The organism is Caballeronia sp. Sq4a (assembly GCF_023170545.1).
Taxonomy (GTDB): Bacteria; Pseudomonadota; Gammaproteobacteria; order Burkholderiales; family Burkholderiaceae; genus Caballeronia.
Genome location: NZ_CP084254.1, coordinates 1 through 15,507 on the forward strand (window position 1 = coordinate 1; position 15,507 = coordinate 15,507).

Consider the following 15,507-nt stretch of genomic DNA (forward strand, 5'->3'; position numbering starts at 1 on the left):
GGCGTCATTAGACCACCATAGGGAGGCGCACAGAGGCGCCCGACGGATCCAGCCGACTGGGCTCCGATTCGCTCCAAGCCACTGCGGGTTAGCTGCTGGAGTCGCCATCGTCGCGGCTCGTTTCGGCCGGACCGCCTGAGGCTTCAGCCGCCGGAAGCCTGCGCGACAAGCCTGATAATGTCTATTATCGGGATGGCGTTTCAGGGTTAAAATCCTCGAATTCACATTTACAACAGAGGGCAAGGGCCCGTGGCAAAAGGCGCTGAGGACTTTCCGTCTGATGACGGCGATCGCGAGGGCTTCGGCGAACCCGAGCACTGGCCAAACGAGGCGCCGACCGCGGCGGTCGCGCGCGTGGTGCTCGAACTCGACGACGCCATTACCCTGAAACGCCGGGCGGCCGCGGCGTGGCTGACCGCCCACGGCGATGCAGTACCGTCGCTGCCGGTCAAACCGTCCCGGCTCGAACTGGCGGTGATCATCGCACTGGCCGAAACCTATGGCGCGGCGCTCAGCTCCCTGCCGCGCTTCCTGCCGGTGCTTGACTTCATCGCCGACGATGGGGCGGTCAAGCTGGTGCAGCGCGTGATGTACGGCGCGCGGCCCACGACGGATTTTGATGTGACCGCGTATGCCGCGGAGAATGCGCGCCTGGCGGAGCTGCTGCGCGACGCCCGCACCGCGTTCGAATTCCTGTGCGCGACCTGGCCCGAGGCGTTCATGGCGCAGGCCAGCGACGCGCTCGAACAACTCGGCTTGCCCCGCCTGCGCGCGCCGGCGCCGCCGTCCGTGAATGACGGAAGAGGCTGCCATGATCAGCCAGGCGACGAGGGTGATGAGGAGGGGGGCGATGCCTGAGCGCGCGCATGGGACGACGGCGTCGTCCCCGGAAAAGCTCACCGCCAAGACGACGCGGGCCCCGGTGAAGCTCACCGAATCACTCACGCTTGAGCGCCGCTACACGGGCAAGGACTTCACGGCGCTGCGCGCGTACGTGCAGCGCATTCCGCCCGCAGTGATCGCGCGCACCTACTACGATCCCGACGACGATCCGCACGCGGCGACGCCCGGGGCGATGGAGCGGCACCTCACCACGATGCTCGACGCGCTGGTGGCGCTGGCGCTCGCGCATGGTTCCACGGCGCTGGCCGATCACCTGCGCGCGTCGATCCGTCAGCATGGGCGACCGTCGCTCACGGCCGTGACGTTCCGCATGGTCACCGAGGCGGCGCAGCTCGCGGCGCTGCCGCCGCATGCCGATCACCCGGTCGGCGCTTGGCTGCGTCCACGCGTGGCGCGGCGTCTGAAAAGCGAGGGCATCGCGACGCTTGGTGAACTGGTGGCGTTCTGCAACCGGCGCGGCGGCAGCTGGTGGCGCTCGATTCCGCGGATCGGTCCGGGCCGGGCGCGCGCCATTGTGAGCTGGCTGCACAGGCAACAGGCGTCCCTGCAACTAACGATCGACCGCGACGTCGACTCCGAAGAGCGGGACGGCGTGCCGTTGATCGCGGCTGACCTGATCGAGGTTGGGCCGGCCGCCAAGGTGACGGGAAGCGGCTCAAACAGCGGTCCGGCCGGCGGCACGAACGGCGGCCCAGGCGACGATCCCAGCGGGGGGGTGAGCTCTACGAGCCGGCTCACGCTGGCCCCGCTCGAGCGCCTCGCGGTGCCGCACGCGCTCTCCGGCGCCGCCGGTGAAAATCGCTCGGCGGCGTTTTGTTATATCCAGGCGAAGCACGATCTCGAGGCGGTGCGCGCCTATCTGAACCGCTTTCGCGATCAGCCGAAAACCTTGCGCGCCTACACCAAGGAGCTCGAGCGTTTTTTGTTGTGGGCAGTAGTGCTGCGGGGCAAGGCACTCAGTGATCTGCGCGTCGACGACTGCGAGGCCTACAAGGACTTCCTGAAAGCGCCCGACCCGCGCTTCGTCGGTGAGCGCTTCCCCCGGCACTCGCCGCGCTGGCGACCGTTTGCCTTGCCCAACTCTTCGGTCGCGGGCGACGGCAACGCTCAGTTGTCGGCGACGCTTTCGCCCGACTCGCAGCGTTATGCCGTCCGGGTACTGCGTACGGCATTCACCTGGTGGGTTGATGTGCGGTATCTCGCCGGCAACCCGTGGAAGGCGGTCAACGATCCGGCGGTGATTAAACGCGAGCGGCCGATGAAGATCGAACGCGCGTTGCCGGCCGATCTGTGGCGCAAGCTGCGCGACGAGCTCGACGTGCGCTCAGCAGAAGAGGCCGGGGCGACGGCCGGTGAGCAGTGGCGCGGATCCCAAGCCCGCATGCAGTGGCGCGCCGTACGCGCGGCGATTCTGTTAATGGGTGATTCCGGTCTGCGGCGCGAAGAAGCGGCAAGCGCCAGGCGCGAGAACCTGCGCCCTTCATCCTTTGGCACGATCGAGCGACCGGTGTGGGAGCTGACCGTCGTCGGCAAGGGCCAGCGCGAGCGCACGGTGCCCGTGAGCGCCGCGACGCTGGCCGCGCTGCGCGCGCATTGGGCCGACCGGGGGCAAGATTTTGACAGAGCGACTGAAGAAAGGAATGAGGGCGGACCGTTACTCGCGCCCGTCGTCATTCCATGGACCGACGCCTCACGCCGGCGACATCGGGCTGGGCAGAACGCGGAGGGCAGGGAAGGGCAGTCTATGAACGAAGCGGGCTATACCGCCGACGGGCTGAACCGGCTGATTAGTCGAATGGTCACCGAGCTGGTTGAGACGATGGAGGAATTGAGCCTCGATGAGCGCGTGAGGCTCGGGCAAGCCAACGCCCACGCGTTTCGCCACACCTTCGGCACCCAGTCCGTCGCGGATGAAGTCCCGGTGGACGTCGTGCAGAAGGTGCTGGGTCATGCTTCGCTGCAAACGACGACTCTCTATGTCCAGGCCGAAAAGCAGCGCGTGGTCGAAGAGGTGGCTCGCTACTATGCTGGTCTCGCCGCGCATAAGACGGGGCAGTGAGCAGCAGAGCAGTCGGCGCTGCGCGCGACTGACAAAACGAATTACTTTGCGGCGCGTCTCGCGTCGGAACACAGGAAGCACGATGACGGATAAAGAAATCAACCTGCGCGCCGGACTGGCTGCGTTCTCCGATGTAGACCGCGTGGTCGCCGTGAACCTCGATCAGTTTGATCCGCTGAACTCGCGCGACAATCTGATCAAGCTGCTGGTCGAGACCGGCATCTCGTTTTCGCGCCCGCGCGAAGGCGACATTGCTGCGGAGGATGGCAGCACTAGCGTCGAGGTGACGATTTGACGCGGCGATGTCATTGCCCCGCGGCACGTGCCGCGTGCGAACTCGCGGCAAGCTGGATCGATGACGGCGAGGTACAGGACTGGAGGGTCGCGACGGGGCGCTTCTCGCGTTGAGAACTGCTCATTTGATCCCTTCGTCCACTATGATAATCTTTCACACAGTTAGCTTCAATCTGCTTGAGTTCTGCAAACAAGTACCGAACCCCACATGCCGCTGGTAAACCCAAATATCCTCGTATGGGCTAGAGAAAGCGCTGGCCTCGGCCTCGACGAGGCCGCCAAGGCGTTGCAGCTCGGAGGCGTTCGGCAGAGCGGCCCTGAAGCCCTGGAAGAATACGAGCAAGGCAGAAAGCCGCCGAGCCGACCTTTGCTTCTCAAGATGGCCAAGGCTTATCGGCGTCCTCTTCTTACGTTCTATCTTCAGCAGCCTCCTGTGAGAAGCGAACGGGGCGAGGACTTCCGAACACTTCCCGGCGGCCGCGAGTTCGAAAGTGGTCCCAAGTTGGATGCACTTGTTCGCGATGTGTTTGTCCGCCAACGTCTGGTCAAGTCGATTCTCGAAGACACGGACGAAGCGGAGCCCTTGAATTTCGTCGGCAGTATTACACTGGCTAAACCTGCGGATTACGCAGCCAAGGTGATCTGTGAGCGGCTCTCGTTCGATCTGAATGAGTTTCGTCGCAAAAAGACAGTCGAAGAATCGTTCAACTACATTCGTGGACTAACTGAAAAGCTCGGTGTCTTTGTCCTTCTTATAGGCAATTTGGGCACCCATCACACAGCGCTAAGCACCGACATCTTCAGAGGGTTTGCACTCGCGGAAAAGGTGGCACCGTTCATCGTTGTCAACGATCAGGATGCGAAGGTCGCGTGGTCGTTCACTCTGCTTCATGAGTTGGCGCACATCTGGCTTGGGCGTACCGGTCTGAGTGGAGCTGATTTCGAGCAGAAGATCGAACAGTTTTGCAATGACATCGCAAGCGACATTCTTCTGCCTGAGGTCGAGATGGAAGAACTTCGGCACTTAGGCGGCGAGCGGCACGAACTAGTTTTGGCCGTCAGTGATTTCGCGAGCCGACGTAAGGTGAGTCGTGCCCTCGTTGCCTACAGGCTGTTGAAACGCCGCCAGATCGATCGCAAACAGTGGTCGGACCTTACCGAAGAGTTTCGGCGGAGTTGGGAGGCGGAGCGAGCCAGGAAGAAGGAACAAGTGGCAGATGTGGCAGGGGGCCCGAACTACTATGTTGTGAAACGACATAGGGTTGGGAACGCCCTTGTCGAAATCACCCGTAGGGCGATAGCCGAGGGCTGTGTGACGCCCACGAAAGCAGGCCGCATCTTGGGCGTTCGACCGACCAATGTCCAGGCGTTGGTAGGGGTGGCATGAAGCTTTATCTCCTTGACGCTAACGTACTGATCACTGCGAACCGCGATTACTACTCGATGGAGATGGTGCCGGTGTTTTGGGAATGGCTGCTGTACATGGCCGGCCAAGGGCACGTGAAGATGCCGATTGAAACGTTGGAGGAAGTTCGCGACGGTGGCGGTAAGGCTAAGAAAGACGCCCTAGTTACTTGGCTCACTCGCACGGACGTTTATGAAACACTCGTCTTGCAAGAAGATGCCGACCCGGAACTCGTTACCTCTGTCATAGCAAAGGGATATGCTCCGGACCTCGATGAGACCGAACTTGAAGAAATCGGCCGGGATCCTTTCTTAATTGCATACGCGATACCGGATCGTGACAGCCGCGTCGTAGTATCGATTGAGGTGTCTGCGCCCGCCAAAAAACGAGCGAATCGCCGGGTACCGGACGTGTGCCGCGACAACGGCGTTTTAGTTTGCAACACCTTCACGATGCTACGCGAGCTCGGATTCACCACGGCTTGGATTAAACCGGCGGTATAGTATGCCGCATCGGCACATTGCGCATTAAGATTAGCGTCTCACCATCCGCTGGCCACCGCTGTCTTAGCACACTGTGAGATCGCCACACATCGTGCAAGAAGCGCCGTACCGCAAACAGTCATCGGCTGACCGATGACACGGGCGGAGCCGTGCAATTGACCTTCGTCCTTAAGCGGTGTGCCGATGCTCGCACTCGAGAACTCCGACTAGTTCTGCGGTTTCCATCGTTAAAGCTTTCCTTCGACGCGCCGTTAACTACGGCGAGTATTTCAGGCAGCACAGAGTGTCGACGACGGCGGAACTTCTCTTTGCCTGCCATCGTTACTGTGGCTTCCGATAAAAGCGTAAAAAACGGCGAGGAAAAATGGCACTGGTGAAGTGTGGGGAATGCGGCGCAGAAATAAGCGACAAAGCAGCAGCATGCGTCAAGTGCGGAGCACCTGTCGAGACAGCAGATCATGAGACGAAGCCGCCGCAGTCAATCAAGGCAGTCCCGCCTGTAGCGTCAAAATCGAAGGGAAAAACAGGATGTGGTCCGATTGTGATCGCGTTTTTGTTGATTGTGGGATACGCCATTTACTCGAGTTCCAGCGACGATAAGAAAGGTGGCGCGTCCGAGCCGTCCAAGGAGGCTGCATGCGCTAAGGACGATCTATCTTGCCTCGGCAACAAAGGTGTTATAGCGGCGGGAATCTACTGCAAAGATCCCGTCGAGCGCCTAGCAAAGCACAGCGTCAAGTGGACCGATGGCACGTTCGATATGAAATTCAGTCGCTTTCGATGGGCAGATAAACGGACCGGTGTTGTCACATACATTGGCGACAAGGCCCAGTTCCAAAACGGGTTCGGTGCATATACTAACGTTGTCTACGAGTGCGATCTTGCGAACGATGGGAAGAGTGTTATAGACGTTCGCGTAGAGGAAGGTCGCTTACCTCATTGACAGTCGCCAGAAGCTGGCGCGTCTACTGTACTGCGTCGCTTACGGGCCGACCGGCGTTAGATGCTAATTGGCCGGCACGATTTTCTAGTCCCAACGGGTCAAAAGCGCTTGCAGGATGAGTCGATGCCGCGTCGCGATGCGACATTACGAAAAATAACTATGAGCAAAATCGTAGGAATCGCAGACGCTGAGGTGATTGACTTCTGCGAACGAGCTGAAAGTGACTACTTCGATCGGAAGTCAGCACGCATCAAGCCTAGGGACATTCAAGATCCAGCAGTCGCTTTCGCAAATGCTGAAGGCGGCACGCTGGTAATAGGCGTGGAGGACAGCGGAAAGGTGCCTGTGCCCCTTGATCGCTGGGTCGGGAAGCCCTCGATCGAAGACTTTAATCCCTTCATTGCAGCGCTGGCTGGGTTGAATCCCGGCATCGATTTCAGCCACCGCTTCCTCTACCGCGAAGGCCAATTGACGCGGTCCTACGTTCTGGAATTGGAAATTCGGCGGAGCCTGAAAGTCCATGAAACCGCCGCAGGTGACGTGCTTATCCGTAAGGGTGCCCAGAACCTGAGGCTGACTGCCTCCAAAGTGCAGGATCTAATGCGTGCCAAGGGGATGGTCTCGGAGGAGGACAACTGGCTGACTGAAGTCATTCCCGACCCAATCATTGAGGGCGCAGCGCTTAGCACGTTTCTCCAATCGCTCAGCATTACCAACAAAGACCCAATCTCGTATGCGTTGAAGGAGCGGCTGATTCACGCGGATTCATTCGCGCCTACGGTCGCCTGTGTGGTCCTCTTCGCCGAGAACCCGAGTTCGGTGATGCCTCGTCAGTGCGCGGTCAAGATAGTCCGCTACGATTCTTCTCACGAAGAAATCGAGCGCGACAGCCTTACGAAGGATCAGCATTCGATTGAAGGGTCGCTCCGCGATCAGATTGAGGAGGCGTTTTCGACCTTGAAAGCGGTAATCAGCCGCAGCGTCTGCTGGACATTGGACGGGCTGCTAGCCCCGACGTATCCATATGAAGCCCTTTACGAGCTGCTTGTGAATGCGGTTTTACATCGTGACTATGGCGTGTCGGACAACGTGCTAATCAGCGTCTACCGGAACCGCGTTGAATTCCGGAGCCCTGGCCGATTGCCCGGTTACGTCACAACGCAGAACATCGCCGAGTCGAGGTTTTCGAGGAACCCAAAGCTCGTCCGCCTGCTATCAAAGTACCCTGATGCCCCAAACAAGGACTTGGGGGAAGGCATCAATACTGTCGTCGAACGGATGCGGCGGGCAGGGTTCGTCGACCCGTCGTTCAAAGACGATGGAGCCAACGTCTACGTGACGTTGAGGCGAGAACCCAAGGTCGACGTCGCCAGCACCATCACAACGTTCATCAGCCGACATGGGTCGATCAACAATCGGCAAGCACTAGATCTTCTCGCTCTCGATTCGGCCGAGCAGGTAACAGGCGTCTTCAGCAGGTTGCGAGAACAAGGCCTTATCGCGCGGCAGGACGAATCACAAACAGGCATTCGAGTCCGCTGGGGTTTGGGCACAGCGCTTCGGGATAGTAGCCATTCCGCGGCCCGATAGAGATACCCCAGCGCGTGACTTGAAGCTAATCGACGTGTGACCCGCCCATGGCGGCATCTAGCAACGGTGGTGACATCGTCCTTCGCCGGCTTGGGGGACATCAATTCTCATTCGGTCGAACCGGATCTGGAGAGGTATGTGAATAGCGGGCGTCGTGATCCCGTGCTACTGCCATTGTCGCCGTTTGCTCGGGATGGATCGGGACCGCGATAAGCGAGAAATGAAGCCGCGGCTTATGCAAAAAGCCGAACCTGACATAGCCGTGACAAGGCGGCCCTTCGCCGCCCGCCACCATCGGTTAGACATAACGTGGTCGTGACGATCGTCGCATCACCATGGGTTTGATGTTTTCTGTCAAGAACATAGCGTCTGCCTTGGAGCGTTATCTACACGGTTATCCACGTAAGCTGTGGATAAGTATGCCCCCTTGCGGCGATGCGCGAGACGATGCCGCCCCGAGCTTTGTAGCGACCTCTCGGAATTCCGAAAACGGCCACAAACGGCCGTTCGCCGATTCGCAACGTGATGCTCGACCTCCTTCCTCACCCAGAGAAAGGCCGACGCACGCACTTTGAGTGCCCGAGCCCATCGAGGGAAGCGGCACTGACGTAGGCAATCGTCGCTTCCTCCATTCTCGCTCGTGCATCATGGACTGAACGTCCTCCGCTCGCGTTATCGGCATCGTGCTCGGCGGATGATCGGTTCAAGCAGTGGAAAGTCGATCGGCTTGCGGACAAACAGGTCCCAGGATCCCGCACAGGCAGGTGGCTCCCTTCCGGAGGTCAGTACAATCGGAGTACGCGCAAAACGTATGAGTTGCCGAAGGGATCGGCACAAACCGATGCCATCAAGGCGCGGCATCTCCCAGTCGGTAACGACGAGGTCGGGCGACGAGTTTTGCGCTTCAATGAGCCCACCCACACCATCAGTCGCATAGACAACGTCAAAGCCGTCAAGCTTGAACAGGGTGCCAAGGGCTCGCGCTGAAACAATTTCGTCATCGACGAGTAGAACACAGACCATGGCTAGTAATTCCTTTACCTGGTCTGCGCAACCGCCATGCCGCGTCCGCCCTTTCATCGTTTTTGCGGAATTCGGGCAGTGAATGTTGTACCCTCTTCGTACGTCGAGCTGACTTCCAGCGTGCCGCCATGAGCGTTGACTATCTGCTTGCAGATGAAGAGGCCCAGTCCGAGGCCACCGCCTGGATCACTAGTCGCCGGACGATAGTAAGGCTCAAAGATCTGGGTGCGGACTTCGTCGGGAATGGGCAAACCGCTGTTCCGAACGGTAAGTACGAGCCACCCGCCCGTTACCTCCCCACTGACAGTGACGGGAACGCCCTTGGCGCCGTGGGTCAGCGCGTTGGCCAGGAGGTTAGACAGTAGCTGCTGAATGCGAGCTCGGTCGCACTCGACCGGTTCTGTGATGTGGGCGCAAAACTCGATCACACACGACGAGTCGGCGTCGCAGAGCTCATCAACGACCGCGCGCAGCGCAGCTTCGAGGTCGGGTATCGGGGCGATATTCATGGCTACGCCACCACCAAGCCGCCCTCGCGCAAAGTCCATTACATCGTTGATGAGTCCCGCCATGCGCCCGACAGCCCGCTTGAGACGGCTACCGATGGCGACCAGTTCAGACTCTTGCCGCCGGCACAGGAGTTCCGCCGTGGCGCTAAAGGCAGACAGCGGGTTGCGCAGGTCGTGACCCAGCACCGCTATGAATTGTTCCCGCAGCTGGGCCGTGCGCCGCTCGTTCGCCAACAACGCCTCCGCCGTTGACTGGCGCCGCGCACTGTGCAATTGCATGCCGATCAGGCTCGCGAACACTTCAAACATGCGAACGACCCGCGTATTGGAAAGCGAACGCGGCTGGGCATCGATCGCACACAGATTCCCGAAGTACTCGCCGTCGGGCAGGACAATTGGGACTGAAATGTAGCTTTGAAGCCTGTAAATTGCCGGCGTATGGTGGTCGCAATACTCTGGACTTCGGCTGAAATTGTCGACGACAATCGACTCGCGTGCTGCTCTCGACTCAAAACATAGCGTTGTGCGCAGCTCGAGTTGCTGACTGGCCTTTAAACCGAAGCCTACGTTGTCCCGCACCGCGCAGGCCGTCCAGCTTGAATCGCTCACACGAGCCACAGCTGCGAAACCCATACCGGTTTCATCGCAAATAATCTGCAGAATCGTCGGCACCGCGTCGATCTGTGCGACTGCAGCAAGATCGCGCGCGATTTGCTCTGCATCTTCTCTAGCGTTCGGTAGCTCGTGCACGAAAAGTCCAACCGTAAAAGCTGAGAGGCCATTCTACCGTCGCCTGACACCCCATCTTACGTTATCGATGGGCCGCCACTGATTCACACGGCGGCCGAGCACGATGACCCTTGCGCGCCATCCACGAGACATCCGACGCACCAATGCGAACGGCCGAAAAGGTCAGAATCGAGCTGTCAGCGAAGTGCACAATCGGTTTCCCTTCGTTGAAGACGAGATTGTCATGGACACGCATACTTCTTCGGGCGCTCGTCGTGTGTCATGGAAAACGGGAGGCTAACTAACCAGAGGCCTCCGGCGAAGCTTCGGGGAATTTGGGAGATTCGAACGATACTTCAGATGTCGTCCAACACCCGTTAGTTGGCGATGTTCAACCTTGAGATCGACAGTAAGCTTTGGGCGTGCGGTTTGACGCGCTTACAGGTCCAGGACGTGCGCATGGGAGGGCATGTCCCGGAAGGGCAGTTCAAACTCCTCCACCTGTGGGCGGCTAAATTCCCCCAGACAGGACCAGTGGATTATGCGTCGGATTCCTCAGTGACGGCAAGCCTGGTCGCTGCTTCCCGGAGGCGATAACTCTTTCCTTCAAACTCGAGGAGTTTGGAGCGATGCAGGAGACGGTCAAGAATCGTCGAGGCCATGGTGCTGTCGCGAAGGTAGCGCCCCCAGTCCTGGACGATGCGGTTGGATGTGACGAGAATGCTGCGGCGATGCTTGTATCGTTGGTGAACAAGGGTCTGCAGCAGTTCGGCCGCGGCATCAGGGATGCGTTTGGCGAGGAACAGATCGTCAAGCACGAGGAGTTCGGGCTCAACGAGTGCCTTGAGCAGACGGTCCTGATCGGCCCGTGTTTCCACAGCATAGCCGGCGAACACGGTGTCGAACTCGACGTAGCGCACCTTCATTCCCTGCAGGGTGGCGTTGTAGGCGATGGCCTTGGCGACGTGGCTTTTGCCGGTGCCCGTTTTTCCTATCAGCAATGCGTTGTCGCTGTCGGCGACGAACTTCAGGGTGTGTAACTCGAAGCAAGCCTGACGAGGTACTTTGGGGTTGAAGGACCAGTCGAAGTCACTCAAGGTTTTTCGCTCGTCCAGACCGGACTGCTGGTAACGTCGTTCGAGAAGCCTGGATTGCCGCCGATCGAGCTCGTCCTGCAGAATCATGGAGAAGGTTTCGAGGAACGGCTGCTGGCTGGCCTGGGCTTGCAGCACCCTGGTTTCCAGCGTCGCGCTGATGCCAGACAGACGCAGTTCGCGCAGGGCGCGGTCAATTTCAGCGAGGCTCATGCTCAAGGGAGATCTCCGTTGGGTGATGACATGGCGGCGCTATGACTGGCGCCGAGGGTGAACAGGTCGGCATAGTCGTCGCCGTCCCGGATGAGGTGATGTTCCTGAGTCAAGGGCAGTTCGCCCTGAAGGGGCGTGTCCAGGTCAGCCAGCGCCTGCTCCAGCAGACGCTCGGTTAGCGCTTTGACCTGCTTGTAGCTGGTCACACCTTCTTTCATGGCGATCTCGCACGCCGAATCGATCAGGCGGCGGGGGTACCGACGCACGAGACCGACGATGCCCCAGAGCTTGCGCTGACCGATTCGCCCTTCGGTGTCGAACAGTTGCTGACACAAACGCTCGGCGGACGGCCCGATCGCCTTTGCCTGAAACAGGATGCGGCGCGTTTCCCGAGAGGGATTGAACGGTCGCTCATCCTGCGGCAACACCACCGATCCCGGCTTGTCGGCCAGAACGTGCGTGCGCAGCAATGCCTGTGTCTGGAGGTTACGGACTTCCAGGCGACGGGCAAACTTGCGCACGAGCACCCGGCTGCCGATGGGAGCTGGTCGGGCGGCGTAACTGCTGTGATCCACCCGTACGCATGTGTCGTCGCAGACCGTGTAGACCTTGTCGATGAAGTATTCGAAACCGCGTGCGGGCAAGGCGCGCAGATGGGGGCGCTCTTCCTCGAACATCGCCTGAACCTGGCGGCGGGTCCTGCCGTGAATCCTTCTGGCCGCCCAGTTCGATTCCCATTGATCAAGGAAGGCGTTTTGCTCCTCGATCGATTCGAATCGTCGCCCCTTCAGGGCCGTGCCCTGGGTGTGCTAGATTGCGCTCTCGACGGTGCCCTTGCGATTCGGATCCCGTACGCGGGCTGGGTCCGCCACTACGCCGTAGTGAGCGAGCATGGCGGCATACACTGGATTGAGCTCCGGCTCGTACAAATCCGGTTTGACTACGCCTTCCTTCAGATTGTCCAGAACGACGTACTGCGTGACGCCACCAAAGTGACGCCAGGCCTGCTCGTGCAGTTCAGCCCAGACCTGTTTGCTGGACTTCCACACGACGCGGCGAAAGCTGCGCCGCGAGTAACGCAGCGTCATCACGAACAGCCGGGGCTTGCGGTATCGGTTGGTGCCCGGCACCCTGGTCAGGGCGCCTTCGCCATAGTCAACCTGCGCCTCTTCGCCAGGCATGAAGTCCAACCGGTCGAACTGGCCGGCTCGTGCCGACGCATTGTCCGGACGAATCGCTTGACGCTGTCGTATCCGGCGGCAAAGCCGAATCGGTCCACCAGATCCTGGTAGATGGCCATGGCATTGCGCCGAAGCCGCAACTGAGCCTCTATGAACCCCCGGTGAGGCTCGCAAGCTGATATCTGGCTGCCCTTTGTCGGTGGGCATGGTGGAGGAATATGCAGCGCGGAGCCGGTGGGCACCGTGGGGGAATTTGCTTGCGCCGCTGCGAATTGCTCTTGGTATTTGCGAATCGTCTTCCGATCCACCCCGGTAACCCGGGCGATTTCCCGCTGACATTTGCCCGCGGCGACGAGTGTGGCGATGGTTGTTTGCAGATGCGGCTTCAAGACGTTCACTCCAGCCACCTCTCTTGTTCATTCTTCGAGAGGTGCAAGGTAACGTCCTGCCAGACCGCGTCAGCATCATGCTCCGCGTGTCTCTAGGTGGGGGATTTCGAGGTGCCCACAGGTGGGGGAATTTGCCCGCCCATCAGGGGGCATGTAGTCTCGCGAACGACGTTCATGTTTACGCCGACCGAAAATTGAGCCACTTGTAGGGATCGCGCCGACTGAAAAATGAGCCGGGCAATCAACCTATCCTGCTAGTTTTTCAGGCAGGGTGTTTGGGGATGATCCCGATGACAATGATTGGAAAGGTGCGGCGGATGTTCCACCGCCAAAACAAGTCGGTACGCGAGATCGCGCGTCTCACAAGCCTGTCGCGCAACACGATTAGCAAATACCTGAACATGGATGTTCAGGAGGAGCCGAAGTATCAGCGACGTTCGCAGCCGACCGGACTAGCACCGTTTCATGAGACGCTGGTGCAGGCACTCTGCGTGGACGCACGGCGGCCGAAGAAGGAGCGACGCACGGCCTGGATGCTGTTCCAGGAGATCAAGGCAAGCGGCTACGACGGTTGCTATTCGCGGGTGACCGATTTCATCCGGGCTTGGCGGCAAGGCGAAGGCAAGGCGGCTTCGAAGTCGGCGTTCGTGCCGTTGCAATTCGAGCTGGGCGAAGCGTTTCAGTTTGACTGGTCCGAGGAAGGACTGGTTATCGGCGGCATTTACCGTAAGCTGCAGGTGTCGCACATGAAGCTGTGCGCGTCGCGGGCGTTCTGGCTCGTGGCCTATCCGAGTCAAGGTCACGAGATGCTGTTCGACGCCCATACACGCTCGTTCGCGGCCTTCGGCGGGGTGGCCCGCCGTGGCATCTATGACAATATGAAGACGGCGGTCGACAAGGTCCACAAAGGCAAGGGCCGCACCGTCAACTCGCGCTTTGCGGTGATGTGCGCGCACTACCTGTTTGACGCGGACTTCTGTAACGTGGCCAGCGGCTGGGAGAAAGGCGTCGTCGAGAAGAACGTGCAGGACAGCCGCCTACGTATCTGGATTGAAGCTCGCGAGCAGCGATTCGGCAGCTTCGCCGATTTGAATGCGTGGCTCGGGAGCCGGTGCCGGTCGTTGTGGGAGCAGGTGAAACATCCTGACTATCGCGACCTGAGCGTTGCCGACGTATTCGAGCAGGAGCGCGCCCATCTGATGCCGATGCCGACACCGTTTGACGGCTACGTTGAACGCGCGGCCCGCGTGTCGTCGACCTGCCTGGTGGTAGTCGGACGCAACCGCTACTCGGTACCATGCGAATTTGCAGGCCAGATGCTTAGCACGCGGCTCTATCCGGGGCGTGTCGTTGTGGTGGGCGATGATGCCGTGGTGGCCGAACACGAACGGCTAGCCGACGAGGGTCTGGTGCGATACGACTGGCAGCATTACATCCCACTGATCCAGCGCAAGCCCGGCGCACTGCGCAACGGTGCGCCGTTCCTGGATATGCCCGAGCCGCTGCAACGCCTGCGCCGGGCGCTGCTGCGCGAGACGGGCGGCGAACGCGTGATGGCGAAGGTCCTGGCGCTGGTGCCGGACAGCGGCCTGGACGCTGTGCTGATCGCGGTCGCGTTGGCACTCGAACAGGCACCTCCCTCCGGACGCGTCAGCGTCGAGCACGTGGTGAATCTGCTCTCGCGCATGCGAAGTGTGCAGATGCCGCCTACGATCGATACAGCGCTACAGCTGAGCACCCCGCCGCTTGCCGACACATCGCGCTACGACGGGCTGCGCCCGGCGCTGCAACAGCCGGAGGCCGGTCATGCGTGATCTGATCGTCGAACTCAAGCAGTTGCGGCTGCACGGCATGGCCGCCGGCTGGGCCGAACTGCTTGAGCAGAATAACGTGGAAGTGGCGTCGTCGCAGTGGCTGCTTGAGCGGTTGCTGCAGGCCGAGAGTGCCGATCGGGCCGTGCGTTCGGTCAGCCATCAGATGAACGCCGCGCAGTTCCCGGTGCATCGCGATATCGCCGGCTTCGACTTCGATGGCTCGCCGGTCGATCGCCAGCTCGTCATGCAACTGGCCAGCATGACATTCACGGAGGGCGCGCACAACCTGGTTCTGGTCGGCGGGCCGGGGTCCGGGAAAAGTCATCTTGCGACGGCCATCGGCGTATCCGGCATCATGCACCACGCCAAGCGCGTGCGCTTCTACTCGACCGTAGATCTGGCCAACGCATTGGAGCAGGAAAAGGCGCAGGGCCGCGCCGGACGAATCGCCGCGAGCTTGCTGCGTCTCGACTTGGTCATTCTGGATGAACTCGGATATTTGCCCTTCAGCCAAGCCGGCGGAGCACTGCTGTTCCATCTTCTAAGCCGCCTGTATGAGCACACGAGCGTTGCCATCACAACGAACCTGGACTTCGCTGAATGGTCCAGTGTGTTCGGCGACGCGAAGATGACCACGGCATTGCTGGATCGGCTGACGCACCACTGCCACATCGTGGAGACTGGAAACGAAAGCTATCGTTTCCGGCATAGCAGCGCCAGTGCAAAGAAACGCATCCGGTCGCGCGAAGCAGCGCGAAAAGGCGATGCCGCTGGCGTTTCCGAATCCGCCTGACCTCGTTCGCCGCGCAGGGGAAGCTGCTACGAGCTACGCCCTCCGCAGCTTCCCCTGCGCCACGC

At 60.2% G+C, this 15,507-nt stretch carries 12 protein-coding genes and 2 pseudogenes; 10 read left to right on the forward strand and 4 right to left on the reverse strand.

Annotation, left to right across the window (positions count from 1 at the left end; genetic code table 11):
• The first annotated feature begins 249 nt into the window (after positions 1-249).
• The 7 genes from LDZ24_RS27580 (at position 250) to LDZ24_RS27610 (ending at position 7,697) form a co-directional block, all read left to right on the forward strand.
• Positions 250-858 carry a hypothetical protein gene (locus tag LDZ24_RS27580; RefSeq protein WP_248324878.1) on the forward strand — a complete coding sequence of 203 codons (609 nt, stop codon included), beginning with the start codon at positions 250-252 and terminating at the stop codon, positions 856-858.
• Positions 851-2,962, forward strand: coding sequence for a site-specific integrase (locus LDZ24_RS27585; protein WP_248324880.1), 2,112 nt, complete (start codon positions 851-853; stop codon positions 2,960-2,962). The genes LDZ24_RS27580 and LDZ24_RS27585 overlap by 8 nt, the downstream gene beginning before the upstream one ends.
• 82 nt (positions 2,963-3,044) lie before the next feature.
• Complete coding sequence (locus tag LDZ24_RS27590) at positions 3,045-3,257, forward strand: hypothetical protein (protein ID WP_248324881.1); 213 nt, start codon at positions 3,045-3,047, stop codon at positions 3,255-3,257.
• Positions 3,258-3,464: 207 nt separating this feature from the next.
• The gene (locus tag LDZ24_RS27595; protein ID WP_248324883.1) at positions 3,465-4,643 is read left to right on the forward strand and encodes an ImmA/IrrE family metallo-endopeptidase; all 1,179 of its coding nucleotides are present in this window, start codon (positions 3,465-3,467) and stop codon (positions 4,641-4,643) included.
• The gene (locus LDZ24_RS27600; RefSeq protein WP_248324885.1) at positions 4,640-5,164 is read left to right on the forward strand and encodes a DUF4411 family protein; all 525 of its coding nucleotides are present in this window, start codon (positions 4,640-4,642) and stop codon (positions 5,162-5,164) included. The genes LDZ24_RS27595 and LDZ24_RS27600 overlap by 4 nt, the downstream gene beginning before the upstream one ends.
• A 364-nt stretch (positions 5,165-5,528) precedes the next feature.
• Positions 5,529-6,107, forward strand: coding sequence for a zinc-ribbon domain-containing protein (locus LDZ24_RS27605; RefSeq protein WP_248324887.1), 579 nt, complete (start codon positions 5,529-5,531; stop codon positions 6,105-6,107).
• 159 nt (positions 6,108-6,266) lie between these two features.
• Positions 6,267-7,697, forward strand: a complete 1,431-nt coding sequence (locus LDZ24_RS27610) for an ATP-binding protein (RefSeq protein WP_248324889.1) — start codon at positions 6,267-6,269, stop codon at positions 7,695-7,697.
• A gap of 672 nt (positions 7,698-8,369) precedes the next feature.
• On the opposite strand, the gene LDZ24_RS28235 is transcribed toward LDZ24_RS27610, so the two are convergent.
• Positions 8,370-8,777, reverse strand: a complete 408-nt coding sequence (locus LDZ24_RS28235; protein ID WP_371747518.1) for a response regulator — start codon at positions 8,775-8,777, stop codon at positions 8,370-8,372.
• Positions 8,774-9,979, reverse strand: a complete 1,206-nt coding sequence (locus LDZ24_RS27615) for a HAMP domain-containing sensor histidine kinase (RefSeq protein WP_248324891.1) — start codon at positions 9,977-9,979, stop codon at positions 8,774-8,776. Before LDZ24_RS27615 ends, LDZ24_RS28235 begins: the two co-directional genes overlap by 4 nt.
• Before the next feature lie 223 nt (positions 9,980-10,202).
• Between LDZ24_RS27615 and LDZ24_RS27620 the strand changes: the two are divergent.
• A pseudogene (locus LDZ24_RS27620) lies at positions 10,203-10,432 on the forward strand (integrase); the annotation flags it as partial.
• 65 nt (positions 10,433-10,497) lie between these two features.
• Here LDZ24_RS27620 and istB (LDZ24_RS27625) read toward each other — a convergent pair.
• On the reverse strand, positions 10,498-11,265 hold the full coding sequence (gene istB, locus LDZ24_RS27625; protein WP_248324924.1) for an IS21-like element helper ATPase IstB: 768 nt from the start codon (positions 11,263-11,265) through the stop codon (positions 10,498-10,500).
• A 2-nt stretch (positions 11,266-11,267) separates the two neighbouring features.
• A pseudogene (gene istA, locus LDZ24_RS27630) lies at positions 11,268-12,844 on the reverse strand (IS21 family transposase).
• A 281-nt stretch (positions 12,845-13,125) separates the two neighbouring features.
• Between istA (LDZ24_RS27630) and istA (LDZ24_RS27635) the strand changes: the two are divergent.
• Both istA (LDZ24_RS27635) and istB (LDZ24_RS27640) read left to right on the forward strand, forming a co-directional pair.
• Positions 13,126-14,649 (forward strand): IS21 family transposase, encoded by a 1,524-nt coding sequence (gene istA / locus LDZ24_RS27635; protein WP_087129150.1) that lies wholly within the window; start codon positions 13,126-13,128, stop codon positions 14,647-14,649.
• A complete protein-coding gene (gene istB / locus LDZ24_RS27640) occupies positions 14,642-15,442 on the forward strand; it encodes an IS21-like element helper ATPase IstB (protein WP_248324893.1) in 801 nt (266 codons plus the stop codon). Before istA (LDZ24_RS27635) ends, istB (LDZ24_RS27640) begins: the two co-directional genes overlap by 8 nt.
• Positions 15,443-15,507: the final 65 nt, after the last annotated feature.